This is a genomic window from Moraxella sp. FZLJ2109, from assembly GCF_024296965.1.
Classification (GTDB): domain Bacteria; phylum Pseudomonadota; class Gammaproteobacteria; order Pseudomonadales; family Moraxellaceae; genus Moraxella.
The window spans coordinates 497,785-523,276 of record NZ_CP101112.1; the positions used below are offsets into that span (position 1 = coordinate 497,785).

At 47.6% G+C, this 25,492-nt stretch carries 21 protein-coding genes; 12 read left to right on the forward strand and 9 right to left on the reverse strand.

Translation table 11 applies throughout. The annotated features are described in order from the left end of the window. The first annotated feature begins 5 nt into the window (after nt 1-5). The 8 genes from NKU06_RS02360 (at nt 6) to NKU06_RS02395 (ending at nt 8,299) form a co-directional block, all read left to right on the forward strand. Nucleotides 6-803, forward strand: coding sequence for a metal ABC transporter permease (locus tag NKU06_RS02360; RefSeq protein WP_253224196.1), 798 nt, complete (start codon nt 6-8; stop codon nt 801-803). A gap of 68 nt (nt 804-871) precedes the next feature. Beyond that, nucleotides 872-1,717 carry a metallophosphoesterase gene (locus NKU06_RS02365; protein WP_254732036.1) on the forward strand — a complete coding sequence of 282 codons (846 nt, stop codon included), beginning with the start codon at nt 872-874 and terminating at the stop codon, nt 1,715-1,717. Between the two features lie 161 nt (nt 1,718-1,878). Beyond that, nucleotides 1,879-2,373 (forward strand): RNA polymerase-binding protein DksA, encoded by a 495-nt coding sequence (dksA, locus tag NKU06_RS02370; RefSeq protein ID WP_371923526.1) that lies wholly within the window; start codon nt 1,879-1,881, stop codon nt 2,371-2,373. Between the two features lie 51 nt (nt 2,374-2,424). Next, complete coding sequence (gluQRS, locus tag NKU06_RS02375) at nt 2,425-3,345, forward strand: tRNA glutamyl-Q(34) synthetase GluQRS (RefSeq protein WP_254732038.1); 921 nt, start codon at nt 2,425-2,427, stop codon at nt 3,343-3,345. Between the two features lie 288 nt (nt 3,346-3,633). Continuing rightward, nucleotides 3,634-4,533 carry a diaminopimelate epimerase gene (gene dapF, locus NKU06_RS02380; protein WP_253224200.1) on the forward strand — a complete coding sequence of 300 codons (900 nt, stop codon included), beginning with the start codon at nt 3,634-3,636 and terminating at the stop codon, nt 4,531-4,533. A 6-nt stretch (nt 4,534-4,539) separates the two neighbouring features. Next, on the forward strand, nt 4,540-5,598 hold the full coding sequence (gene xerA, locus NKU06_RS02385; RefSeq protein ID WP_254728474.1) for a site-specific tyrosine recombinase/integron integrase: 1,059 nt from the start codon (nt 4,540-4,542) through the stop codon (nt 5,596-5,598). Between the two features lie 367 nt (nt 5,599-5,965). Next, nucleotides 5,966-7,648 (forward strand): malate dehydrogenase (quinone), encoded by a 1,683-nt coding sequence (mqo, locus tag NKU06_RS02390; protein WP_254728476.1) that lies wholly within the window; start codon nt 5,966-5,968, stop codon nt 7,646-7,648. Between the two features lie 141 nt (nt 7,649-7,789). Then, nucleotides 7,790-8,299 (forward strand): opioid growth factor receptor-related protein, encoded by a 510-nt coding sequence (locus NKU06_RS02395; protein ID WP_253224203.1) that lies wholly within the window; start codon nt 7,790-7,792, stop codon nt 8,297-8,299. An 8-nt stretch (nt 8,300-8,307) separates the two neighbouring features. Here NKU06_RS02395 and NKU06_RS02400 read toward each other — a convergent pair whose 3' ends face one another. After that, a complete protein-coding gene (locus NKU06_RS02400; RefSeq protein ID WP_254728479.1) occupies nt 8,308-9,024 on the reverse strand; it encodes a pantothenate kinase in 717 nt (238 codons plus the stop codon). A gap of 39 nt (nt 9,025-9,063) precedes the next feature. Beyond that, nucleotides 9,064-10,011: a biotin--[acetyl-CoA-carboxylase] ligase gene (locus NKU06_RS02405; protein ID WP_254728481.1), complete on the reverse strand. Its 948-nt coding sequence runs from the start codon at nt 10,009-10,011 to the stop codon at nt 9,064-9,066. Between the two features lie 77 nt (nt 10,012-10,088). On the opposite strand from NKU06_RS02405, the gene NKU06_RS02410 reads away from it, so the two are divergent. Then, nucleotides 10,089-10,892 (forward strand): sulfite exporter TauE/SafE family protein, encoded by an 804-nt coding sequence (locus NKU06_RS02410; RefSeq protein ID WP_254728483.1) that lies wholly within the window; start codon nt 10,089-10,091, stop codon nt 10,890-10,892. Between the two features lie 204 nt (nt 10,893-11,096). Here NKU06_RS02410 and NKU06_RS02415 read toward each other — a convergent pair whose 3' ends face one another. The 3 genes from NKU06_RS02415 to murD form a co-directional block, all read right to left on the reverse strand. Continuing rightward, nucleotides 11,097-11,606 carry a hypothetical protein gene (locus tag NKU06_RS02415; RefSeq protein WP_254728485.1) on the reverse strand — a complete coding sequence of 170 codons (510 nt, stop codon included), beginning with the start codon at nt 11,604-11,606 and terminating at the stop codon, nt 11,097-11,099. Between the two features lie 429 nt (nt 11,607-12,035). Beyond that, a complete protein-coding gene (locus tag NKU06_RS02420; protein ID WP_254728487.1) occupies nt 12,036-13,247 on the reverse strand; it encodes an FtsW/RodA/SpoVE family cell cycle protein in 1,212 nt (403 codons plus the stop codon). A 220-nt stretch (nt 13,248-13,467) separates the two neighbouring features. Continuing rightward, nucleotides 13,468-14,862 (reverse strand): UDP-N-acetylmuramoyl-L-alanine--D-glutamate ligase, encoded by a 1,395-nt coding sequence (gene murD, locus NKU06_RS02425; RefSeq protein ID WP_254728490.1) that lies wholly within the window; start codon nt 14,860-14,862, stop codon nt 13,468-13,470. 155 nt (nt 14,863-15,017) lie between these two features. Here murD and NKU06_RS02430 point away from each other — a divergent pair, with 155 nt between their 5' ends. Beyond that, nucleotides 15,018-15,356, forward strand: a complete 339-nt coding sequence (locus NKU06_RS02430) for a P-II family nitrogen regulator (RefSeq protein WP_253224210.1) — start codon at nt 15,018-15,020, stop codon at nt 15,354-15,356. A 130-nt stretch (nt 15,357-15,486) separates the two neighbouring features. On the opposite strand, the gene NKU06_RS02435 is transcribed toward NKU06_RS02430, so the two are convergent. Then, nucleotides 15,487-16,032, reverse strand: a complete 546-nt coding sequence (locus NKU06_RS02435; RefSeq protein WP_253224211.1) for a porin family protein — start codon at nt 16,030-16,032, stop codon at nt 15,487-15,489. Nucleotides 16,033-16,606: 574 nt separating this feature from the next. On the opposite strand from NKU06_RS02435, the gene NKU06_RS02440 reads away from it, so the two are divergent. After that, nucleotides 16,607-17,266: a phosphoglycolate phosphatase gene (locus NKU06_RS02440; protein WP_254728492.1), complete on the forward strand. Its 660-nt coding sequence runs from the start codon at nt 16,607-16,609 to the stop codon at nt 17,264-17,266. A gap of 65 nt (nt 17,267-17,331) precedes the next feature. On the opposite strand, the gene NKU06_RS02445 is transcribed toward NKU06_RS02440, so the two are convergent. Together NKU06_RS02445 and rapA are read right to left on the reverse strand one after the other, a co-directional pair. After that, nucleotides 17,332-18,837, reverse strand: a complete 1,506-nt coding sequence (locus tag NKU06_RS02445; RefSeq protein WP_254728494.1) for a YifB family Mg chelatase-like AAA ATPase — start codon at nt 18,835-18,837, stop codon at nt 17,332-17,334. 82 nt (nt 18,838-18,919) lie between these two features. After that, nucleotides 18,920-21,784 (reverse strand): RNA polymerase-associated protein RapA, encoded by a 2,865-nt coding sequence (gene rapA, locus NKU06_RS02450; protein WP_254728496.1) that lies wholly within the window; start codon nt 21,782-21,784, stop codon nt 18,920-18,922. A 242-nt stretch (nt 21,785-22,026) separates the two neighbouring features. On the opposite strand from rapA, the gene NKU06_RS02455 reads away from it, so the two are divergent. Continuing rightward, complete coding sequence (locus NKU06_RS02455; RefSeq protein WP_254728498.1) at nt 22,027-22,968, forward strand: D-2-hydroxyacid dehydrogenase; 942 nt, start codon at nt 22,027-22,029, stop codon at nt 22,966-22,968. An 84-nt stretch (nt 22,969-23,052) separates the two neighbouring features. Here the strand turns inward: NKU06_RS02455 and NKU06_RS02460 are convergent, their stop codons facing one another. After that, nucleotides 23,053-25,140 (reverse strand): TonB-dependent receptor domain-containing protein, encoded by a 2,088-nt coding sequence (locus NKU06_RS02460; protein WP_254728500.1) that lies wholly within the window; start codon nt 25,138-25,140, stop codon nt 23,053-23,055. Nucleotides 25,141-25,492: the final 352 nt, after the last annotated feature.

The window sequence follows — 25,492 nt, forward strand, 5'->3', positions numbered from 1 at the left end:
CTGTTATGACTGATTGGCTTTCGATACTCGCCCCCGCTTGGATTGCAGGCTCATTGCTTGCGCTACTGTCTGCACCATTGGGCTGCTTGGTGCTGTGGCGGCGCGTGGCGTTTTTTTCTGATACACTGGCGCATGGTGCGCTACTTGGCGTGGCATTGGCAGCGTGGCTATCCCTGCCTTATGATCTGGGCATCGGTATCGTCAGTGCGGTCGTGGTGCTGGTGATGACCGTGCTGAAAGATTCGCGTCTGCCTAATGATGCCACCCTTGCAGTACTGGCATCGACTTTGCTTTGCTTAGGTTTATTGACGCTTACACAGCTGACGCAGCAGCAAGCCAATGTCTTGGGATTTTTATTCGGCAATCTATTAGATGTCGATTGGGCGGACTTGCCGCGTCTTGCGATTTTGATCGTCATTGGACTTATCATCATGGCAGTGATTTGGCAAGCACAAGTCAAGCTCGCCACTTCTGAAGCACTGGCGCAAATCCAAGGCATCAATCCCACTCGGCAGCACATCTTTTTTATGGCGCTCTTGGCAGGCTTTTGTGCTGTGGCTTTACAAGCGGTTGGCAGCCTGCTGATCAGTGGTCTACTTGTACTGCCTGCCTTGATCGCGCGACTATTCGCGCCATCGCCGAAGATGATGGTGATACTGGCGATGATCTTTGCACAAATTGCCGTCACTGCAGGCATCTGGGGCAGCGTCTGGCTGGATATCCAAACAGGGCTTGCGATTGTGCTAATGCTTGCCGTGGGATTTTTTAGCACTTTTGGCGTGAAAAAATTACTTGGCAAATAAGCTTACTATTTAAAAAAAATCACTAAAAAGTTTATCAAGAAAATTCACTGAGCTTGACTGACAAACCCATGACCTATCCCATCACCGCTTTAAGCAGCCGAACTGATACGCTGAACATTTGCCAGATTTCCGATTTGCATTTGACAGGCAAAATCGGACACGCGCCTAGCTATCAGCAATTTTTGACTGTTTTAAAGCTTGCCACTTACCATCATCCCGTGCCTGATTTGCTCTTATTGACGGGTGATTTGGTCAATGATGGCAATCGCGATGCTTATGATTGGCTGTTTGATACGCTTGACCGCACAGACATTCCCTATCTTGCCATCGCGGGCAATCACGATGTCACTCATGAGATTGGTACAAGTCTGCCTTACCCACAGCGACTGCACATTCCCATTAATCCTGATGCGCGCCTGCTTGATCGCCATGCTGTGATGCTAAATTTTGCCGATACAGCATGGCAATTATTATTAATAAACAGCGCGGTCAATGGCGAAACTCATGGCGCACTGCCAAAGCCTACCCTTGACTGGCTAGATCAACAGCTTACCCAAAACCCCGCTCCTACCATCATCGCCATGCACCATCACCCGCTGCCAGTGCGCTCGGCTTGGATTGATGCTTATGTGCTTGATAATCAAGATGATTTTTGGCAAATTATTAAAAAACACCCCCATGCCCACACCGTGCTGTGCGGTCATGTCCATCAAGTCCACACCATACACCCCCTAGCTGATCACCCTGTTCAGCTGCTCACCTGCCTATCGACCGACCGCCAATTTGCACCATTTTGTGATGAATTTCGTCTTGATGACGCGCCTGCTGGCTGTCGCATGATACACATTAGCAACAATCACACCCTATCAAGTTACATTATTTTTATGCAAAATACGCCACCATTCGCAGAGTAGTGCGCAGTGTGGTAGCCCAAAGTTATGCCCAAAGCTTGTGGCAAGCCGCTGTTTACTCTTGAATTTTATTAATCAAACACCATTAATTGTCAAAAATTTTCTGATAATTGGTAAATTTTCAGAAATTAGATTGGATATTTTAATTATTTTTTGCTAAAGTGATGGCGGTTTTTTGCCACCTGCGGCAATCATTGGCGAGATTTTCGCCTGTTTTTACCCATAAGGACTACAACGGGATGACCAACGCAACTACTTTTGCACCATACCAACCTGCCAAAGATGAAGACTATATGTCTGATGCGCAATTGGCACATTTTCGCACAATTTTGACCAATTGGCGTGAAGAGTTGGTGACCGAAGCTGAGCGTACCAAGCAACACATTCATGAAGAAACCAGCACCATGCCGGACATCAATGACCGCGCAACCCAAGAAGAAGAATTTGCCCTAACGCTGCGTGCGCGTGATCGTGAGCGCAAGCTGATCCGCAAAATCGAAAAATCACTGCTGGAAATCGAAACAGGCGACTATGGCTACTGCGAAACTTGCGGCACTGAGATCGGTCTGCGCCGCCTAGAAGCGCGCCCAACCGCGACGCAGTGCATTGACTGCAAGACTTTATCAGAAATCAAAGAAAAACAAAATCACGGTCAATGATTTGTTTTGATTGAATAAAAATTCACTTTTATTCAAAATTCACCACATCTGATGAGCATCGTACCTGTTGGGCGTTTTGCCCCTTCACCGACCCATCATCTGCACTTAGGCTCGCTGACGACTGCCGTGGCGAGCTTTTGTCATATCAAATCTTTGGGCGGCAAGTGGCTTGTGCGTATCGAAGATGTCGATTTTGAACGCTGCAAGCCTGAATATACCGACAGCATTTTGCGTGATTTGCAGAATTTGGGGCTGCATTGGGATGATGAAGTCATTTATCAGTCCAAGCGTGTGGCAATCTATGATGACTATCTGCACGGTGCGCTTGCTCCCTTGTGCTATGCCTGCCACTGCACACGAAAGCAGCTCGATGACCATCGCCAAAGCCACCCTGTCGCACACGCACTCAATGCACCCATCGTCTATCCGCGCCTATGCCTGCACAAAAATCTCTCTTGGCAAAATCGCGATAGTAAAATTCGCCTACAACTGCCCGATGTCGCGACCGCCTTTGTCGATGGCTTACAAGGGGTGATATGGGATAATTCTGCCAAAAGTCTAGGCGATGTCGTCGTCAAACGCCAAAATCAAATGATCAACTACATCCTAGCCTGCGCCATTGATGATGGATTACAAAACATCAGCCACATCATGCGCGGACTTGACATCATGCCGATGACGGTCGCGCAGCTTGCCATCATCAAGGCGTGTCGCCTGCCTGTGCCAAGTTATTTTTATCATCTGCCACTATTATTCAATAATCAAGGGCAAAAGCTATCAAAGCAAAATCTTGCCACGCCGATTGATACGCGCCGCCCTGCACTGCTCTTGGTGCGCGCGCTGGATTTACTTGGTCAAAAAACCACCCCTGAAATGGCAAGCGCCACGCCCGATGAGATTCTTACTCACTCCATTGAACATTGGGACAATACGCCCTTGATGAATAAAGAGCAGCTTGCGATCATCGCATAAACTACCTTTATGGATTGCCCTAGCTCAGCTGATATTCAGCCAATCAGCCTAAGCGATTTTTATAGTCGTTTAAAAGCAAAATGAGACTAGGCAGCAAGCCGCAGATAGTACATAGAGTACAGCAAGGCGAGCGGGCGCAGTATCATTTTAAATTTATAGACTATGTCTTTAAAAATTTCAATCACCCACGCCCTTTCTTCACGCATTTTAATCCTTATAACTGTAGCAAAGCACCAAAGTTTCATGATAAGATACCAAGGTAATAACTAAAAAATTAAGGATAGGACAATGTTAATCGAATTTACCAAAATGCACGGATTGGGCAATGATTTTATGGTCATTGACCTAGTAACACAACGCATGACACTCACGCCAGAGCTTGTGCGACTGCTTGCTGATCGTCGCATCGGCGTGGGTTTTGACCAGTTATTGATCGTCGAGCCGCCATCGCGTCCTGATGTGGATTTTAAATACCGAATTTTTAATGCTGATGGCTCAGAAGTCTCACAATGTGGCAATGGCGCGCGCTGCTTTGCATCCTTTGTGCAAGCGCGCAAATTATCATTCAAACAGCGTCTGCGCGTCGAGACTGCAAGCGGCATCATCGTACTGACCACTGACCGCTATGGCTGGGTGCAAGTGGATATGGGTAAGCCAAAATTTGAACCTGATCAAATCCCATTCGCCCCAAAAGCCATCACCAAAATCGGCAACGCCTATCGCCTAGATGTCGATGGCGAGCCTGTGCAGCTGTATGTGGCAAATATGGGCAATCCACACGCGGTGATCAAGGTCGATGATGTACTGAGTGCTGATGTCGAGCGTTTGGGTAAATTGATCGAATCGCATGAAGCCTTCCCCGAGAAAGTCAATGTCGGCTTTGTGCAAGTGGTGAACCAACGCCACATCCGTCTGCGCGTCTATGAGCGCGGTGTCGGCGAAACCCAAGCCTGCGGTACGGGTGCGTGCGCAGCGGTCGCGACAGGTATCCGCGAAGGTTGGTTGGATGAAGGCGTGGACATTCGCGCACAGCTGTATGGTGGCAGCCTTGCGATTCGTTGGCAAGATGGCTACTCGCTGATGATGACCGGTCCGACAGCCTTCGTCTATGAAGGGGTCTTTAGCCCAGATGGTCTGGCGGCATCGGCAGGTATCAAGCTGGGTGCTGACAACAGCGAGACTCTCTAATCCATCATGCGACTGTCCGCTGCATTGACGCGCGCCCTGCCTACCGCAGATGGCACTGCTGATAGCGATGGCAAAGCGACTGATAAATCCAGCACGCACGCCATCGCGCCACATGATGACCTTGCCCATCTGCCGATATGGGTGCATCTGAATGCCTATTTGGACAGTTTGGCTTATCATAATTATTCTGATCGCACCATCGCCACTTATCAGTTGGCATTGGTGCAGTTTTTGCAGTTTTTGACCCAATCACACAAGCCCATCGATCCACTGACCTGTACGCGGCAGATGCTGACGCAGTTTTTTGGTACGCGCCTAGAAGGGGACGCCATCAGTACCGTCAGCGCCAAGCTTGCCCTATCTGCCATTCGCAGCTTTTATCAATATCTGATTACTCAAAATCTCACCACGCACAATCCCACCACAGGCTTTCGGCTCAAGCCCGCCCCGCGAAAGCTCCCCCGTGTCGCCGATGAAGAGCTGATGCGCCGCTTACTTGAGCAGCCGATGCCTGATGATGCCGCCAAAGCACGGCTGTGGGTGCGCGACAAGGCGATGTTTGAACTGATGTACAGCTCTGGACTGCGCGTCTCGGAGTTGGTCAGTCTTGATGTCGATGATATTGATCTGGATCATGGCGTGGTGCGCGTACTGGGTAAGGGCAAAAAAATGCGCCAAGCCCCTGTTGGCAGCCTTGCCATTCGTGCCATTCGCGACTATCTGCCGCACCGCGATCTGTGGCAAGAGCAGAACTCTAGCGCGCTATTTATCAGCGAACGCCACGGCATACGATTGTCAGTGCGTGCAGTGCAGCTCAGACTCAAAGCCTGTGCCGCTAGCGCAGGCATTGATCTAAATCTACACCCCCATCTACTGCGCCACTGCTTTGCATCGCATATGCTCTCAGCCAGTGGCGATCTGCGCGCGGTACAAGAAATGCTCGGACACAGCAACATCGCTACCACGCAGATTTATACCCAAGTGGATTTTGGCACTTTAAGCCGCATTTATGACAACAGCCATCCGCGCGCAAGCATGGTGAAAACCGTGAAAAAACCGCAATGACACTGGCTTTGATGGTATTTTGACAAGATTTGCCTAAATTTTATACAATCCACTTAATAAATTGTTAAATATTGTGAGATTTGCTGATTTTTTGGGCTAAATTCTTTATAATAAATCTTATTATCGGATGCACTTTGCCTTGAGCGGGTGCATATTTTTTTGACATTATCTGATTATTTATAATTATTGAATATATTTTTCTATATTTTGAATAATTTATAGTCAAACAAATTTGGAATAAGGCCAGGAAAACAAGCAAAGTCTCACAAGATGGCACTACGAGCGAGTTTGACAGAGTATTATTTCAAAGTTAGCAGACTATAACTTTATAATAATTTGATAATAAACTTAAGCTATAGTTGTTTTTATGAAAAAAATTTTGCGTCTTATCGCGGTGCTGATTGTTTTGGCCCTGATTGCAGCACTGATTTTCTTATTCCGCAATGTCGCGACCAAGCCTGTACAGACTGACAGCAACGAGCCTGTCGTCGATGCAGTGCTGATCGGTGGCGGCATCATGAGCGCGACACTGGGTACTTATTTGAGCGAGCTTGAGCCCGATTGGCAGATTCGCATGTATGAGCGACTTGATCAGGTCGGACAAGAAAGCTCGAACGGCTTTCACAATGCTGGCACAGGTCACTCAGGCTTTATGGAGATGAACTACACCGCCGAAGCTGAAGATGGCAGCATTGACATTGAGCGCGCGGAGAAAATCGCCAGTCAGTTTGAAGTCTCAAAGCAGTTTTGGTCTTATCAAGTCAAACAAGGTCGCCTAGGTACACCATCAAGCTTCATCAATCCTGTGCCACACATCGGCTTTGTGTGGGGTGATCAGGTTGATTTTCTAAAACGTCGCCATCAAGCGATGATCCAATCGCCACTGTTTAGCGACATGGTCTATACCGAAGATAAGGCTGAGATCGCCAATTGGGCGCCGCTTGTCATGCAAGGTCGTGATGCTGCGCAAAAAGTTGCCGCCACACGCATGGATATCGGTACCGATGTCAATTATGGCGCGATCACCACGCAGCTTGTGGATGGTCTGAACAAGCACCCAAACTTCAAGCTGTCAGTCAATAGCGAAGTGACGGGCATCAGCCGTAATGATGACAAGACTTGGACTGTGAGTGTGAAAAACCTACAAACAGGCGAAACCACGCACACCAAGACGCGCTTTGTATTCGTCGGTGCAGGTGGTGCAGCGATTAAGCTGTTGCAGTACACCGATCTGCCTGAGAGTAAATATTATGCAGGCTTCCCTGTCGGCGGTCTATTCTTGATGACTGATAAGCCTGAAATCGTCAAGGCGCATAATGCCAAAGTCTATGGCAAAGCTGAACTTGGCGCACCACCGATGTCAGTACCGCACATTGATACGCGCTATATCGATGGCAAACAATATGTGCTATTTGGCCCATTTGCGACTTATTCTAATAAGTTCTTGAAAAATGGCTCGCAGCTTGATTTGATTAATTCGGCCACCAAAGACAACGCGCTACCAATGGCGAAAATCGGTCTTGAGAATACCGATTTGGTCAAATATCTGGTCAGTCAAGTGATGCTAAGTGATGCCGAGCGTCTAAAAGAGTTACAAAAATACTATCCAGAAGCTAAGCTTGAAGACTGGAAAGCCTTCCAAGGCGGTCAGCGCGTGCAAATCATCAAGCAGCTACCAGGTGAGCCTGCCAAATTGCAGTTCGGTACCGAGATTTTTGCTTCACAAGATGGTTCTGTGACCGCACTACTGGGTGCATCACCGGGTGCATCAACTTCACCACACATCCTGCTAAACCTACTTGAAAAAGCCTTCCCTGAGCAAGTGGCGGGCAAATGGCAAGGCAAACTGCAAGAAATCATCCCATCTTATGGCAAGGATCTGTCAAAAGACCCTGCGCTACTGGATAAAGTGCGTGCCGAGACCAGCAAAACACTGGGTCTGGCCTATACCCCAAAAGGCGTGCAAGTACTGCCAGCACCGACTGATGCAGCTGCGGTAAAAGCCCTGAATGAAACTTCACAAGAAGTCATCATTCCTGCTGCGAAATAATCGCTAAGCACAATAAAAAAACCAAGCATCAGATAATGCTTGGTTTTTTTGTTTGGGTTTGGTTGCTGGCAAACCACGACACAATCTGTCGCACTACCATGTTATACTTGATGAACAACCAAACCAAACAGGCAGGCAACCATGCATCCGATCAATGAATTTTATCTAGGGCTTACAAAGACGCCATATTTTGATTTTGGTTTAGAGGATCTGTGGCAGCTACCGCCAAACTTTATCAAAATGCAGTATCTGTATATTGAGTGGTTATTTCCGATTGATCACTCTTCTAAATGGAACAGAACTGTGCCGCTGCTGCTTGGCGATGATTTGATTTTCTTTCGCACCAATCTCGAAATCCAACAAAAATTCTTAACATCCTTTGATAAAATCATTCAGCATTTTGGCATCGAACGACAAGGCACTCAAGTATTTGCCACAGACACGCTCAAATCACAGCAGTATTGGCTACAAGAAGTCGGTCATCAAGAAAAGAAAATCAGCCGCATCATCCGCTCGCTGGCTTGGTGCGGTCAGTTTGAATTGGCAAAAAACCTACAAACTTTGGCACTTGAACTGATCGTAGAAAAAGGATATCTTAAGCCAAATACTTTAGAGATTTGGCGACATTTATTGGATGAATATCAGGAATGATGATCAACTCACCGCCCAAAATACCGCTGCAGACCTGTCAAAAGCAGATTTTCATCCACGGTAGCATGATCCAAAAACGGCATCAAAGTCATCGCCCCACCGCCTGTCAGAATCAGCTCAAACGCATCATACTGCGCCTGCAGCTGCTTGATCGCACCGACAATGCCAAATAAAATCCCATGATGCACCGCGTCATCGGTCGTCACACCCAAGGCAAGATCATCAAATCGCCCTTGCTTGACGCCAATCTGCTGCGTTCCTGCATACAGCGCATGACGCTGCATATAAGCATTGGGTAGGATATAGCCGCCCAAATGCACACCTTGATCGATTACATCCATCGTCAATGCCGTGCCACAACCGACGACACACTGACGACGCGCACCATCGACCGCACCGAGCATCTGCAGCCAGCGATCCACGCCAAGCTGCTTGGGGTCATAATGGCTGTACAGCTTAGGATGGCGGTCATTGACTTTGGCAAATTCATAAGGCACGCCAAGATCATCAAGCGTCTCGGCGATTTTGCCATTGATTTTCTCGCCCAAGACGCTTGAGATACCGACAAACTGCGGATGAAAGCGAATAAAAGTACCGAACAAACCCATCAGCAGCTCATTGGGCGCTTTTAGATGCTCTTTGGCGTCCGATGCGATGACTTGCCCATCATCGATCAGCCAATATTTCAATCGGGTATTGCCCAAATCCAGCCAAAGCACCGTCATTGATTATTCCTTTTTATCATTTTAATTTAAATTTATCAGTTAAGCAGATTGAATCATACCGGCGAATACACGCTCAATACTGCCTGCATTTTCTAGCAATAACGCCCCTTGATCATCAATCCCCACGCACCGCCCTGCTTGGGCCACTACCTGCATCTCATCGCGTGCATAGACCTTGATTTCTTTACCTGTCAAGATGTGCGCCTGATTGAACACATCAACAAAATCCAATCGCGCGTGCTCATCATTGAGCTGATTTTGCCACTGGATCGCTTGGCAAACCGCCTGACACATCGGCTGATACAGCGCGTGCGCCGTCGGTACATCGGCGATGGCGGCAGCGTCGCACAGATCTTGTAGGCAGGTCGCTTGATACAGACCATCTTTGATCAAAGGACTGCTTTTGACATTGAGCCCTATACCCGTAATGACACCGACCAATCCTGTCTTGTCACCACGCCGCACATACACAGGCTCAATCAAAATCCCAGCAAGCTTCTGAAACAGATGGCGCGTATCGTCATAATAGCCGACATCATTCGCCCATTTGACACCCACTTTGCCAAGCCCTGAGCGCACGCGCGCATCATTGATGGCATTAATGATGGGTAACTGCGATAAAGTCAGCCCCACACTTAAGGATAATAAACCACTTAAGCGGTGCAGCCCAAAGCCATCAGCCGCCGCAGACATCGGCACATACAAGGACAAAAACACATTGCCCACGCCACTCACCCACGATCTACCGTGCTGCCCACGCCCCGCACTCTGTGCATCAGCCGTCCATAGATGTGGGCGGCTTGGGTCGAGCCTGCCTTGCGTCAGCGCGGTCATTAGCTGTGTGTTGGTGCTGTCGGTCAGCGCGTCGTGGTGGTGATTGGCGCGGATCTTTTGCCAAATTGCTTGCCACTGCTGCTGCCACTGCTTTTGCCAATCGCTCTGTTCCTTGTGCAAATCATCCATCGTATCAACTGCGCGAATATTCATTCAAAAAAAATGCCGTCACAAATTTGTAAAAAATTGCGTTATAATAACACATCTTTCAGCAAAAATTGGACAAAACAATGATTTATCTATGGTTTATCATCGCAGGGACGATCGCAGGACTGTGCGCAGGATTGTTCGGCGTCGGCGGCGGGATGGTGATTGTGCCTGCGCTGATTTGGATTTTGGCATATTATGGCTTGCCAAGTGAGATCGTTCCCCATGTCGCGGTCGGCACGGCATTGGCGACCATCATTCTGACTTCCATCAGCTCGATGTCAGCACATCATAAGCGCGGCGGTGTGTGTTGGGAAATTTTTAAAAATATGGCAAAAGGCTTGGTGCTGGGCAGTCTTGTTGGTGCTTGGGTGGCGACGCTGATCGATGGCGCGATGCTACAGGCTATCTTGGGCGGTGGTGCGATTTTGATGGCGGTAAAAATGCTGTTTTTCCCCAACCAAGAACGCCTTGATGTTCCGCCGCCTGCTGATTATAAGCAGTCTTTGGCAGGGGTTGTGATCGGTCTGTTATCGGCGGTTTTTGGTATCGGCGGTGGCAGTCTGACCGTGCCATACCTAAGCCAAAATGGCGTACCGATGAAACAAGCCGTCGGCACTTCTGCGGCGTGCGGTCTGCCGATCGCCATCGCTGGCGCGCTTGGTTTTATGTGGTTCGGTCATGCTGATGTCTCGCAGATGGATGTCGATGGCTTGATTGGCTTTGTGCATATCGGTGCATTTGTCAGCATCAGCATTGTCAGCTTTGTCATGGCAAAAGTCGGCGCGCGCCTTGCTCATGCCCTGCCTGCACAGACGCTCAAGCGCGCTTTTGGCGTGTTGCTGATGGTCGTCGGCGTGCAGTTGATGGTGAGTGGTTGGTTGTAGTTTTAAATCATTATCAATTTATTTAACATACTTAAGGGTGCTGGTAACGCGCCCTTTTTCATATCAATCATAACTCCATCTGCAAATCCACCCTACGGGCTGTAGGTTGAGTTGGTTTTTGGCAAAACTTAATTTATGTTTAGCATTGCTCTTTGAATTTGTTGGATTTCGTGCCTTAACTTAACCTACGGGCTACTGTACTTATCAAAGGTGTTGGCTGGGGTTAAAAGCAGAAATATCAGATATATATATCATTACCGCCTCAAGGAATTTATCAATATTATTAATATCATAAACCATTTCCCCAGGTCTTATTTTATGAAAGCTAAATTTTGAAAAAGTTCCTACATCATCATCCTGAAAGGATACGATTGCCAAAAATTCAGAGTTTTCTAATAGAGTCCATTTTTCAATAAATCTTTTTAAAAAAGCTATAGATTGTAAAAATACCTCTGAATTCACATAGTCATCAATATGTATCATGTTCAAAGATATCTCCATTCCTGATATATCGGTATGCACTCTTCTTATATACTCTTGAGAAATTATTTTATCATCATATTGACTTGTGTATGCTCCATGAAAAAATATACCGCCAGCTTTTTTTTCAAATTCCAAGTTTAATAATTCATATAGGTTTTGATTAATATCAATAATGTTAATATTATTGATATTATTTAATAACTTAGCCATTTTATTATTAATTACGAACATTATTTCTCTCCCAAATATTTCAAGCCCGTGGGTTGAGCTTGCAAAACCCAACATTTTTCTATGAAAATAACTTTTTTATTTAATAATGATGTTTAATAATTGGGTTGGTTTTTGGCAAAACTTAATTTATGTTTAGCATTGCTCTTTGAATTTGTTGGGTTTCGTGCCTTAACTTAACCTACGGGCTACAGGCTTCTTTCTTTTTCATGTTTGGGTTTGTCAAATCAGAACCGCAGGGTACGACACCGCTCCAACACACCACAAATATTTGATTTTTATGGTGAATTTTGCAAATTTTTTGGTAAATTTACACATTGGGTATTTTACCGGTGCGCTCAGCGCACCCTACGGTACTAAAATGTCAAGATTTTTATGGTGGGGTGTTTTTTATGGATTATTATGAAAATTTTCTCAATGATGAATAACGGCTTAATATCGCGGACTTTCTTTATTGGCGGCAATGATTGGGCTGTTTTCATAGACATTGAGCACATAGCCGATGATCATACTTGAGATCAGAATCGACGAACCGCCATAGCTGAAAAACGGCAAAGTCAAGCCCTTGGTCGGACCGATACCAAGATTCATCAAGATATTGATCATCGTCTGCCCAAAGAACATCACCGCAAAGCCAAACACCGTGTAGGAAAGAATCATCTGACGACGCTTGAATGCCATATAGCTGATCGCCATCATTGAGAAAATCACCACAGCTTCTAGGAGAATCACCACCAGCGAGCCAATCAAGCCCAGCTCTTCACCTGTGATCGCGAACAAAAAGTCAGTGTGCGCTTCAGGCAGATAGGACAGCTTTTGGATACTGTCGCCATAGCCTGTGCCCGTGATGCCGCCACGCCCAAGCGCCAACAGACTGTTCGCCTGCTGATAGCCATCACCAAGAAAATCATTGAACGGATCATCCATAATGCTCGATATACGGCGCATACGATAGTCACTGGTTATCACAAACAAAGCAAGCATGCCTGCCGCAACGACCGCAACAGAAACATACTGATACAGCGGCGAACCTGCGATGAACAACAAAACCAACATCGTGGCGATAATCACCGCAAAGCTCCCGAAGTCAGGCTGCAAAATCAACAAACCACACAGCGGAATACACGGAATCATCAAGCGAAACGAATAAAACACACTTTCGCGCACATCCGCCGAACGCCGCACGACATATTCTGCCGTGGTCATGATCATCACCATCTTACACAGCTCAGCAGGCTGAAAATTACCAAAACCCAAGTCGATCCAGCGTTTCGCGCCATTGATATCCACGCCAAATATCAAGGTAGCAAGCAGCAGTACCCCTGTGACGATCCAGCCGATGACCATCAGCTCAAAACTGGCTAGAATTTTTAGTTTAACTTTATAAACCGCATAACCAGCTGCCAGACCTAGAATCATATAGCCCAACTGACGATAAAAAAACGCCAAGTCGCTCATACCGTGCTGCTGTGCAAACGGAATGGATGCGGACGCAATCATCAGCAAACTTAAGCAAGCCAACAAACCCAAGCTTGTCAGCAAGAGCGTGCGGATCGATGGCACATAGGGCAGATGTTGTAGGCGCTGGATCAAACGATTAATAAAATCAAAACCTGCTTTTGCAGGCGAAACGGTCTCAGGCATGGCACTTCGCTTGAAAAAACTAAGAAATAAATAACCTAATATTATACCGAGTTTTTGCCAAGAAATGTTGTAATTTCGCGGTTTGTACGCATATTTTTATCATCAAACAACTTAAAATAAGACGATACAGCATGATTTTAAAATTGGCAGACCATATATAAAATCAGCCTTCGGGCAATATGCACCCAAAGGCTGATTGATGCCTTGGTAAGGTTACAGCTTAAGCGCGCAATGCCTGCACCATCTTGACAAACTGCTCGCCGCGATCGCCATAGCTTTTGAACTGATCAAAACTTGCGCACGCAGGCGATAGCAGCACCGCCTTGGCATTACTTTGGCTGGCTGCCGCCACTGCCTTATCTAGCGTGCCGACTTCTACAAGCTTAGACTGCACACCATCATCGCCCGCGATCAGACCTGCCTTGATCACTGGCGCATCGACGCCGATCAGATACACAGTATCAACCCAGCGCGCGACATCGGCGCTCAATTCGCTAAAATCCTGACCCTTGCCCATGCCACCCAAAATCAGCGCAAGCGACCCTTCGCCATAGACCGTGCCAAGCCCTGCGATTGCTGCGATGGTTGAGCCGATGTTTGTGCCTTTTGAGTCGTTAAAATATGCCTTGCCATCGACTTCATCGACATATTCGCAGCGATGTGGCAAACCTTTAAACTCAGCCAACACCGACAGCATCGCCGCCATCGGCAAGCCTGCCGCACTGCCGAGCGCCAAAGCAGACAAGGCATTTAATAAATTGTGCTTACCTTTAATCTTCAATGCATCTGCCACCATTAGGCGTGTCTGCTCATGGTACAACGCCAAGCCTTGCCCATCATCATACAGATAAAACTCTGCCGCCGACTTATTCAATGAGCTATCTGTGCTGATGATGGCAGCATTTGGTGAGAGATTTTGTAAGGTATTTTTACAAGTATCGGCAAGCTTGGCATCATCTTGGCAGATCACTACTGCTGCCGCACTATCAAAAATACGCAGCTTCTGCGCCAAATAATCATCCATGCCATCATGACGATCCAAGTGATCCGCCGAGATGTTTAAGATCGTCGCGGCAGCTGCATTTAAGTGGCTGATATGCTCCAGCTGAAAACTTGACAGTTCAAGTACCGCGATTTGTAGATTGTTAATTTTTAATAATTCTAAAGCAGGCGTGCCGATATTACCGCCCACGCCTGTCACCAGTCCTGCGGCTTTTGCCATCTCACCGACCAAAGTCGTTACGGTGCTTTTGGCATTAGATCCTGTGATGGCGACGATCGGTGTATGCGTGCCAGCAGCGGCATCACGCGCCTGCAATGCATCGATGAACAGCTGCACATCGCTGATGACAGGAATGCCGCGCGCCTTGGCAGCAGCGACTGGCTCAATACGCGGATCAATCCCTGGGCTGATGACGATCTCATCGACACTGCCCAATAGCGCGCCGTCAATCTGCCCAAAATGATGCACCACACCATCAGGCAGCTGATCTGCCAAGCCTGGATTGGCATTGCCATCGGTGACGGCGACCGTATACCCTTGCTCGACCAAAAAATTCACCGCCGATAATCCTGAGCCACCCAGACCGATGACAGCATAGCGTTTGGTAGTCATGAGAATTCCTTATAATTGTCAAATAAAAAGCTTGGTTTATTTTAACAAAATTTTCACCGCTCGGGTGATTTTTATCAGCCTTGTGACAGTTGGCATTCTGGCAATTTTTTTATATAATAAATCTACTACTAAGCTCATAAGCCCAAGGAATAATCATGAAACTGATTTCTGCTGTCATCAAACCCTTCAAACTCGACGATGTGCGCGAAGCATTGTCAGAAATCGGGGTGAACGGCATCACCATCACCGAAGTCAAGGGCTTTGGTCGCCAACAAGGTCATACCGAGATGTATCGTGGCGCAGAATATGTGGTGGACTTTTTGCCAAAGATCAAAATCGAAGTCGCCTGCAGTGATGAGATGGTCGATCCGATCATCGAAGCCATCATGAAAACCGCCAATTCTGGCAAAATCGGCGATGGCAAGATTTTCGTTACGCCACTTGAGCGCGTCATCCGCATTCGCACAGGCGAAATGGACGAAACCGCCCTATAACTTCATTAATAAGCAAGCCTAAGTGCTTGCTTTTTTATTGGTGTGTTTATACAAATAAAAAAATGATCGCTCAATGTGACTTGGACGATCATTTTGTGCTTTTTTAATTTAAGATTTTAAACAAAGCTGATTAGAATGCGATGTGTGCACCGATAGCAGCCATGTTCGCATCTTTTGATAGGTAGTTATAACCGATCTCTAGACCGACATTTGAAGTTGGCTTGTAGCCCAGTGCCACACCACCAGCAACGCCAGTTTTGTCAGAATTTAGGTACTGTGCGTCGTTGCCACGGTATTCAACATCAACTTCAGTTTTTGCTACACCCAGTTTTGCTTTAGCATAGATTGGGGTATTGTTGAAGTTGTAACGGTAAGTACCGTATAGACCATAAGTCTTCACATCACCTTCTAGTGCACGGTTGTTCGCGGTGAAATCTTTGGTGTCAGTGCCTAGATATTCTGCTTCGACACCGAAGTTTTGGTCGAAGTTATAGCCGCCGTACACGCCGTATGCAGTTACATTGCCGTCGATTTGGTCAGCGTCGATTGTGCCGACTTTAACACCCACATAAGGTTGTGCTGCTTCTGAAGCGCCGTAGCTGATGGCTGCGTTCGCGCTCATGGCAAGAACTGAAGAAGCTGAAAGAGCAAGTAGTGCTTTAGATAGAGTTTTCATCGTTTTGTCTCCTTATTGAGTGATTAAACAAGATGGCGATTAGTGATTATCGCGTCATCTCAAACGATGGGTTTATAGTAACAAAATATTTCATACTGACTGTGCGTGTTTTGGATATTCTATGTAAAGTTTTGCAAAAATTCGCTCACGCCAAGCAACACTACATCCCAAACTGCAACAAAATGTGTCAAATCTCTCTAATTTTGCCAAAGATTGCGCAAATCTCACCGCGCACTTGGCATGATTTTAGCAAATTCTGTCTAATTTTTAATCAATTTTGCCCAAATCACCCAAATAAGCACAGATTTTCATCATCAAAATTGCCAAATTTATTCATACTTTTTCTTTGTCAATCACTGATGACTGATAATTTTTGATAATTGATGGGGAAAATTGAGTGAAAATTGATTAAATTTTGAGCAATGTTGCGCAGTTTGGTGAAGTTTTCCAAAATTCTTAGGCTGTGTTACAATCAACCAAAGCACAAATTTGGGAAAAATCTGCCAATTTTGATGATTTTTGGGCAAATTTTCGCCAAATTGACGCAACCTCGATGATTTTATAAGGATAAGCTATGAAAAAATTACTGATTTTTGATCTCGATGGTACGCTGATCGACAGCGCCAATGAGCTGGCGGCGGCGGTCAATGCCATGCTGACACGCCTGCAGCTGTCGTGCGTCGATAATAACACGGTCAAAAGCTGGGTGGGCAATGGCTCGCACAATCTTGTAACACGCGCGCTGAATCATCACGGACAAGATGATGCTACTGCCATCAGTGCAGCACATGAGATTTTCTTAGAAGAATATGCCAAAATCGCAAGCGATACCAGTGAATACACAGGCGTCAGCGATGGACTAAAAGCCTTAAAAGCCCGTGGTTTGACACTTGCTTTATGCACCAATAAACCTGAGCGATTTTTACCTGCGATTCTTAAGCAGATGGCTTGGACGGACTTGTTTGACATCGTACTTGGCGGTGATAGTCTGCCGACGAAGAAGCCTGATCCTGCACCGCTTTTGCACATTTGTCAGACGCTAGATATCGCCATCGATGATGCAGCGATGATCGGTGATTCGAAGAATGATATCTTGGCTGGGCAAGCTTGTGGTATGACCACACTTGCGCTGCGCTATGGCTATAACTATGGCGAACCGATTGATCTGACCAAGCCTGATTACGCTTTTGATGACTTTAATGAGCTTGTGGCATATGTGCTCAAGTCCGCCTAAGCCAATGCTAAGCTTAAACTTTAATCCTTAAACCTTAGTCCAGGCTTAGCAATATCAGCCAAGCCTTAGCGATAACTCAACGCTTCAGCAATGTGCGCTGTGCCGATCTGCTCGCTGCCTGCCAAATCCGCAATGGTGCGCGCCACGCGCAAGATGCGATGATAGCTGCGTGCCGATAGATTTAGGCGCGCGGTGGCGATTTTTAGCATTTGCTGTTCGGCATCGCCAAGCGTCGCCACTTGGTCAAGCTCTCTGGGGGTCAGCTCATAATTCGCCTTACCCTGTCGGCGGATGGCGATATTTCGCGCGGCGATCACGCGTGTGCGAACGGCACTGGATGGCTCACCTGTCGGTGCATTTTGTAGATCATCGATTGGCAAAGCTGGCACAGTGATGTGCAGATCAATGCGGTCAAGCAAAGGACCTGAGAGTCTTTCTTGGTATTTTTTCACCTGCTCAGGACGGCAGACACAGCGGTTTGATGGATCGCCGTGATAGCCACACGGGCATGGATTCATCGCTGCGATCAGCTGAAAATCAGCAGGGAATGACACTTGCGAATTGGCACGCGAGATGATGATTTCCTTAGCTTCGATGGGTTGGCGCAAGGTTTCTAAAGTTTTTCGATCAAATTCTGGCAATTCATCCAAAAACACCGCGCCTTTATGTCCAAGCGAAATCTCCCCTGGTTTGGGTTTTGAGCCGCCGCCAACCAATGCTGCCGATGAAATGGTGTGATGAACCTGTCTAAATGGTCGCTCGCCAAAGCGGTGCGCCACGCCTGCGATGGAGTAGATGCTCGCCACTTCAAGCGCTTCTTCATCGGTCAAAGGCGGTAGAATACTCGGCAGGCGTGATGCCATCAAGGTCTTGCCAGAACCTGGTGAGCCTTTGAATAATAAGGAATGACCACCTGCCGCGGCGATCTCGAGCGCACGGCGTGCATGGTGCTGACCTTTGACATCAGCCAGATCAAGCGCATAGCTGACTTCATCATCTTGGGTGGGAATATCGACGATGGGCAGCAGATCGGCAGGATTTTTATTGATCCCACTGACCACATCCAGATGGCGACACACCGCATCGAGTGTCGTTGCGGCAAGTACAGTCACGCCACCGACTTTCACCGCTTCATGTGCATTGGCTGTGGGTGCGATCAGGGTGCGCTTGACCGCATCAGACTTAATCGCGCGTGCCACGGACAATGCCCCTGTGATGTCACGCAGCTCACCATTGAGCGCAAGCTCGCCGATGAATTCAAAGCCATCAAGCACCTTATCATCAATCTGACCACTTGCCGCAAGTATCCCCATGGCAATCGGCAAATCAAGGCGCGCGCCATCTTTGGGCAAATCAGCTGGCGCAAGATTGATCGTCAAGCGGCGATTGGGAAATTCAAAGCCAGAATTGATCAATGCCGAACGCACACGATCTTTACTCTCGCGCACCGACGCTTCGGGCAAGCCTACGATGGTCAAGGCAGGCAATCCTTGGGATAAATGCACTTCGACCAGCACCTGCGGGGCATTTAGCCCAATGACCGAACGCGTATGAACTTTAGCAAATGACATGAAAATCCTTATAAATCATGGCAGAGTCAGGCTTTTTCATATCATTTACGGTTAATTTACCTTCATCTGCCATACAGATATGCTAATCAGGCTGTACCGTCACCAAGACGCGAATGCTGTCAGGCACTAATGATAAGCTGCCCAAGGCGTCAAGCCCTTGTTCTTTGCGCTTAACCAGTGCGGTGATTTCATCATCGCGCACATTAGGATTGATGGCTTGTAGGCGCGTTAGGCGACCGATTTCTTTATCCATGTACTCGCCAAATGCCGACGCTGCCGCTGTACTGATGGCGGTCAGCTGCTCAGCGGCGATACGCTTGGCATCTTGGGCGCGAGCATCGATCACCGCCGCGCGTGCTTTGGTGACTTGGCGAGCGCGCGCTTTATCCAAGCGATCAACCAACGGCATGATTTTTTCACTGGTGGCGACTTTGCTTAGGTCATCACCGCGCTCACTTAAGAATACGCGCAGGCTCTGCTGTGGCAGATAAGCGGCGAGATTTAGCGACTTGGCAGCGATGACTTCGATGCGAAATTGACTCTCGACAAGCAGCATACCTTTTGGTAAGGCGGCAGATTTTAGCAGTGCTACTTGAGTATTGCCAAATGTCCCTGATAAAATCATCTCAAGCACCGCCTGCACCAGTGGATGCTCATAAGTCATGTATTCCATATCTTCGCGAGCAAGGGCTTGGGTGCGATCAAAGGTTAAAGTCATGCCATCTTCGTCCAGTGGTAAGCTTTCGATGCCTTCGATATCCACTTCTGATGCATCAATCGGATGGATAATCCACGAGCCATCACGCTGAATGCTATAATCCATGCCGACCGCCGTCAGATAGCGATCAAGAAACACAGGCAATAGCTTATTGTTATCAAGCTCATGCATTGCCGTCTCGATGCGACTTGCGACATTCGGACGGCAAGAATTATACTCAAGCAAGCGATCACGACCTTGCTGCAGCTCATCTTCTAGCTGTCCGCGATATACCGACGCATCAGCGATCAGCTCAATCATCGCCGTGCGATTGTCTTCGGTTTCCGCCCCTTCTAATAAAGGCTTAAGCTCAGCGATATAAGCTTCTTGCACCGATTGTGCCGTTGGGCTAATGTGATTGAAAATGTTTAACGCGCCATCGTACCAGTTGTACAGTCGCTCTTGGGCAGTCCCCATGACAAATGGCACATGCAAGCGGATTTGGGCGACTTGTCCGATGCGATCAAGGCGACCGATGCGCTGCTCAAGCGTATCAGGATTGGCAGGCAAATCAAACAACACCAAATCTTGGACAAACTGAAAATTACGACCTTCTGAACCAATCTCAGAACACAGCAAAATCTGTGCCCCTGCATCATCGGCAAAATATGCCGCTGCTTGGTCGCGCTCAAGCAGGCTCATCTGCTCGGTAAAAATCGCCGTCTTAATGCCTGCGTGCAAGCGCAGCACCGCTTCTAAGCTCTCAATCGTCGCACCACTGCGCGCGATCAGCAGTACTTTTTTATATTTCAAATCATCGCGCAATAGATTGATCAGCCATGACACACGCGGATCGGTCTCAAGCCATGCGCCATCGGGATAACTCTCTTCGCCCCACAGCTGTTCACGCAGCTTACCATCGGTATAATGTGTACCCTTCCATACATCAGGCAGTGGCAATGGATAAGGAATACTCATACGACCGTGGAAGCCTTGGACGCTATCACGGGTATTGCGAAACAGCACACGGCCTGTACCATGACGGTCAAGTAGCTCATTAATCACATGGGTACGCAGTCGCTCATTGGCATTGATATCAGCAAGCTCAGGTTCATCAAAGCCTAATAAGCCTGCCACGGCACGGATTTGTTTTTCGGATAATTCTTGACCATCGATTAACAAGGTCGCCACCATCGCTACATCAGCAAAGGCATCTTGTGCCGCGATAAAATCGTCCAAATCATCAAAGCGATGCGGATCAAGCAATCTTAAGCGCGCAAAATGACTCTCCACCCCAAGCTGCTCAGGCGTTGCGGTCAAGAGCAGCACGCCTGCGGTCGCCGCAGCAAAATCCGCCACCAGCTCATATTTATCATTACCACCTTGATCAGCATCCCACTGCAAGTGATGCGCTTCATCGACGACCAATAGATCAAAGCCTGCTGCATAAGCCTGCTCGTACAGATCATGATGGTCAAGCAATAAATCAATGCCTGCGATGATGAATTGCTCGGTCAAAAAGACATTCTGATCAGGATTGTGCTCTTTGATCGATGCGGTGCGCACCAGGTCAAATAAAGCAAAATCCAGGTTAAAGCGGCGTTTGAGCTCGATCATCCATTGGTACTGCAAGCTGTCTGGCACCAGCACCAGCACGCGCGAGACTTTACCGGTCAAGATCTGCTGATGCATGATCAGACCTGCTTCGATGGTCTTACCCAGTCCGACTTCATCAGCCAAAAGTACACGCGGCGCAAGGCGTTTGCCCACTTCATGCGCGATATACAGCTGATGCTTGATGATGTCCACGCGTGCACCGATCAGACCACGCAGCGGATGACGGCTAAGCATGGCATTGATGCGCAAGGCATCTTGGCGCAGCTCATACCAATCCATGCCTTCGATACGCCCTGCCAGTAGTCGCTCAAGCGGCTTGGCAAGTGAGATATTCGCCGCCAAGCGCGTCTCCATCAGGCTTTTGCCACAAGTGAGATGATAGCGCATCACACCGCCGACATCTTCACAGCTTGCCACGGTAAAGCAGTTGCCATCTTGGTCGCTGATCTCATCACCGACAGAAAAGACGACGCGCGACAGCAGTGCCGATGCTTTGGCATAGACGCGCGTTTCTTCACTTTGGGGGAAAAGAATGTGAACGCAGCGTTCATCGACATTGATGACGACGCCTAGCCCAAGATTGCTTTCGCTGTCTGATAAATAACGCTGACCGATGGCAAAATTTTCACTCATAAAAAACTCGATGATGATACTTTTTGTGATTTTTGTAGCTATATGGTGGGAGCAATTTCCCAATCAAACCTTATATTTTACTTGAGTTTGTGCATTTTCGCATTAAATTTCTTTGGGCTTAGGCGAAATTTTATACATATTTTGGTGCAGTTATTCATCAAGGTGAAAAACTTTATCAAAATTCATGCTACAATCACTAGCATCCTTTTATCGTTCATCATTGAGAAAAATTTAGGACAATTATGAAAGCCGTATTTTTAGATGCAGGTACTTTTTCAAAAGAGCTGAGCCTGCCTGCTCCAGATGGCATCACAGACTATGTGGTCTATGACGCGACAAACAATGACACCGATCAGATCATCAAGCGCTGTCAAGACGCCCAAATCATCATCACCAATAAAGTATTGCTTACGCGCGATGTGATCAGCAAGCTGCCTGATCTGCGACTGATTCAGCTGACCGCCACGGGCATGAATAATGTCGATCAAGCAGCGTGCGAAGAATATGGCGTGACGCTGTACAATGTCGCAGGCTATTCGGTGGCAAGCGTACCTGAGCATACCTTCATGCTGATGCTGGCAGTGATGCGCGCAGGCAGCTATTATCATCGTGTGGCGACCGATGGCACTTGGCAGGCAGATGGCAGATTTTGTCTGCTGAATGAGCCAATTTTTGATCTTAACGGTCGTACGCTTGGCATCATTGGCGCAGGCAATATCGGGCGTCGTGTCGGTGAGATCGCCAAGGTTTTTGGCATGACGGTGCTGTATGCCGAACATCAAGACAAAGCACCAAGAAATACTGATTACACCGCGTTTGATGAAGTCTTGGCAAATAGCGATATCATCAGTCTGCACTGCCCATTAACCGATGCCACCGCGCATCTGATTAATGATCAGACAATCGCAAAAATGATAAAAAAACCCTTAATCATCAATGTCGCGCGCGGCGGCGTGGTCGATGGTGCAAGCATTGTTACAGCCGTACAAAATGGGCGGATTCTAGGCTATGCGTCCGATGTCTTTGAAAATGAGCCATTTGCTGATGATGATGCACTGCTTAGCATCAAAGACCATCCGCGCGTGCTATTTACACCGCACAATGCATGGGGCAGTCTTGCGGCACAATCTCGGCTGTGGGGGATTTTGTGTGAGCAGGTGAGCTGTTTTATCCAATCTCACTAAGCTTTTTAAAATTTAACCCATAGAAAAATGCCCAAGTGGATCGCTTGGGCATTTTTGGTGGAGAAAAGTTTATAGATCACACAATCAGAAAGTGTAATTCACCCCAACACGGAACTCACGACCGACCGCAGGCAGGCTCATGGCGGTGTGCGGACGATAATCGACATTGGTTAGGTTGTTGATGGCGAAATTGACATTCATCTTGTCGTTATTATACGGCTTCCAGTTGGCATAGACATCCATCACTTGATAGCCGTCGCGCTCAGTTTGGTGATTGTCCGCCACAGGATCGCTCATCCAATGTGTGCCTTTGGCATCTTCGACCACGCGATAATCCGCGCCGACTTCGACATTTGGCTCATCGAAGCGATAGGCAAGACCTGCTGTCCAAGTACGACCGACACGCGCACCGAATTCTTTATTGCTAAATGAAATCGGTGTCGCGACGCCATTACGACCTATAGTAACTTTATCGCTGTCAGTGAAGAATTCTGGATTGCTCTCAGCGACGCCCAGACGCGCGGTAATATTCTTGGTCTTATAGCCTGCACCAAGCTCCCAGCCGTGGTTCTTGGCATGACCGACATTATCGATGCCAGCATCACCATACACAGGATTGCCAAAGACATCGTGGCGCATCGCTTGACCATTGGCAAGCAAGCCATCGATATCCTGCCAGTAGTAGCTACCATTAACAAACCAGTTATCGCGGTTGTAGTTGAAGCCGATCTCGGTGTTTTTGGCGCGCTCTGCCTTGACATCATCAGCGATGGTGACATTACTACCACCTGCCAATAGCGCATCAACCAAGCGCGGGCTGCGTGTGGCGTAGTTATGGTTAGCGCTTAGGCTCAGCTCTGGGGTCGCTTGCCAAATCACACCGACACTTGGGCTGAATCGACCATCCGACACTTCTTTACCATTGAGCGCAGTATAATCAAAATGATCAAAACGACCGCCGACAGTCAGCGTGACATCTTTGATGTCATGGATCGCTTCGACATAGACGCCTGTGTCAGTTTTTTCGGTGTTTTTGACGAAATTTGCACCATGACGGTTCGGCTCGATCTCTTGCTTGCGATAGTTCACGCCATATTTGACCAAAGTATCGCCAAACACATAGCTGTCGAAGTTGATATTCGCGCCTGTGGTTTTCACTTCGGTTTCGTTATAGCCTGTCACCGCGCCATAGCTGCCTGTATCATCCACTGATTCGCGCTTGTTTTTCATCACATAGGCATTGGCGGTGACTTGATCGATAAAGCCGATGTTATTGCCTGTGTATTCTAAGTTGGTATTTTCTAGCGACAATTCACGATATTGTGGCTTTTGGCGATCGATGGTTAGGCGGCTGTTTTCTTCTGGGGTGAAGATGTCAAATTCTTCACGCACATTGCGCACGCCTTTATTGGTATCATTAAAATGGCTCAGCACGAAGCGATGATCGCCCAAGGTTACGCCTGCCTTAGCCAGATAGCTTTCTTTGTCCAAAGCGCTTGATGGTACGGTATCACCGCCTAGGTAGTTTTTGTAGCCGCGACCTGCGGTGTAGTCGTTTTGTTCGACGCGATTACCACTGACCAAGAAGTCGAATGCGCCCACTTGACCGAACGCCGTCGCGCCATACGAATGCTCGTCATTGCTTGAGTAGCCGCCATTGATTTTCACACCCCAGTCCTTATCACTGCCCTGTAGCAGATCTTTGGCATCGACTGTCTTGGCGATGATCGCGCCATTGGTCGCACCGATACCTGCTGATGCACTGCCTGCGCCTTTTTGGACGCTGACGATCTTGACTAGGCTAGGATCAAGGGTGAAGCGACCTTGATGGTATAAGATTTGGCTGTCGCTGTAAGCATTGTCCACCTTAACATCAATCGAGTTTTGACCCATGCCGCGGATACTGATGTACTGCGATGCGCCGTTACCATTGCCGAAATCGATCGCAGGTTCGCTTTTTAATAGACCGCGCAGATCCGTGGCAGTACTTTCGTCCTTTTCGCGCAGATTGACTACATTGGTTTGTACTTTTGTGCCTTGGCGGTCGATGACGATAGTCTCGCCTTCAAGCACGACACTTGGCTCAGCAGTTTGTGCTGTTTCGGCATAAGCATGGGCTGACATCACCGCGACGACAGCAAGACTTAGGGGTAGTTTTGCAAAAGTTTTCATAGTATTCCTTATCAATGTCTGGTAGCACACTGTGGTTATCGCCATACAAATCGTCCGCAAAACCCAAAAAGCGGATTGTTACACAAAGCATGATTTGTATGATCTTGGTAACGCTACGGCAGGGAATTTTATCAGAATAATTTTCTTTTGTAAATGATAATTGCTATTATTTGATAAAATAAATGGGAATTATTTGTATTTGTAGTTAGTTTTTGATTACGGTTTTATGGTCGTATAAAAGCAAAATAAGGTTAGGCGGCAAGCCCACGATAGTACAGGTAGTACAGCAAGACGAGTGGGCGCAGCATGATTTTGAATTTTATAGACCATAGATGATAAAAAAATCCACCGC

What these genes read in the sequence shown, in the direction of transcription:
- NKU06_RS02360 (WP_253224196.1), top strand. Translation starts at nt 6, where the DNA reads ATGACTGATTGGCTTTCGATACTCGCCCCCGCTTGGATTGCAGGCTCA.
- NKU06_RS02365 (WP_254732036.1), top strand. Translation starts at nt 872, where the DNA reads ATGACCTATCCCATCACCGCTTTAAGCAGCCGAACTGATACGCTGAAC.
- dksA (WP_371923526.1), top strand. Translation starts at nt 1,879, where the DNA reads ATGGCGGTTTTTTGCCACCTGCGGCAATCATTGGCGAGATTTTCGCCT.
- gluQRS (WP_254732038.1), top strand. Translation starts at nt 2,425, where the DNA reads ATGAGCATCGTACCTGTTGGGCGTTTTGCCCCTTCACCGACCCATCAT.
- dapF (WP_253224200.1), top strand. Translation starts at nt 3,634, where the DNA reads ATGTTAATCGAATTTACCAAAATGCACGGATTGGGCAATGATTTTATG.
- xerA (WP_254728474.1), top strand. Translation starts at nt 4,540, where the DNA reads ATGCGACTGTCCGCTGCATTGACGCGCGCCCTGCCTACCGCAGATGGC.
- mqo (WP_254728476.1), top strand. Translation starts at nt 5,966, where the DNA reads ATGAAAAAAATTTTGCGTCTTATCGCGGTGCTGATTGTTTTGGCCCTG.
- NKU06_RS02395 (WP_253224203.1), top strand. Translation starts at nt 7,790, where the DNA reads ATGCATCCGATCAATGAATTTTATCTAGGGCTTACAAAGACGCCATAT.
- NKU06_RS02400 (WP_254728479.1), bottom strand. Translation starts at nt 9,024, where the DNA reads ATGACGGTGCTTTGGCTGGATTTGGGCAATACCCGATTGAAATATTGG.
- NKU06_RS02405 (WP_254728481.1), bottom strand. Translation starts at nt 10,011, where the DNA reads ATGAATATTCGCGCAGTTGATACGATGGATGATTTGCACAAGGAACAG.
- NKU06_RS02410 (WP_254728483.1), top strand. Translation starts at nt 10,089, where the DNA reads ATGATTTATCTATGGTTTATCATCGCAGGGACGATCGCAGGACTGTGC.
- NKU06_RS02415 (WP_254728485.1), bottom strand. Translation starts at nt 11,606, where the DNA reads ATGTTCGTAATTAATAATAAAATGGCTAAGTTATTAAATAATATCAAT.
- NKU06_RS02420 (WP_254728487.1), bottom strand. Translation starts at nt 13,247, where the DNA reads ATGCCTGAGACCGTTTCGCCTGCAAAAGCAGGTTTTGATTTTATTAAT.
- murD (WP_254728490.1), bottom strand. Translation starts at nt 14,862, where the DNA reads ATGACTACCAAACGCTATGCTGTCATCGGTCTGGGTGGCTCAGGATTA.
- NKU06_RS02430 (WP_253224210.1), top strand. Translation starts at nt 15,018, where the DNA reads ATGAAACTGATTTCTGCTGTCATCAAACCCTTCAAACTCGACGATGTG.
- NKU06_RS02435 (WP_253224211.1), bottom strand. Translation starts at nt 16,032, where the DNA reads ATGAAAACTCTATCTAAAGCACTACTTGCTCTTTCAGCTTCTTCAGTT.
- NKU06_RS02440 (WP_254728492.1), top strand. Translation starts at nt 16,607, where the DNA reads ATGAAAAAATTACTGATTTTTGATCTCGATGGTACGCTGATCGACAGC.
- NKU06_RS02445 (WP_254728494.1), bottom strand. Translation starts at nt 18,837, where the DNA reads ATGTCATTTGCTAAAGTTCATACGCGTTCGGTCATTGGGCTAAATGCC.
- rapA (WP_254728496.1), bottom strand. Translation starts at nt 21,784, where the DNA reads ATGAGTGAAAATTTTGCCATCGGTCAGCGTTATTTATCAGACAGCGAA.
- NKU06_RS02455 (WP_254728498.1), top strand. Translation starts at nt 22,027, where the DNA reads ATGAAAGCCGTATTTTTAGATGCAGGTACTTTTTCAAAAGAGCTGAGC.
- NKU06_RS02460 (WP_254728500.1), bottom strand. Translation starts at nt 25,140, where the DNA reads ATGAAAACTTTTGCAAAACTACCCCTAAGTCTTGCTGTCGTCGCGGTG.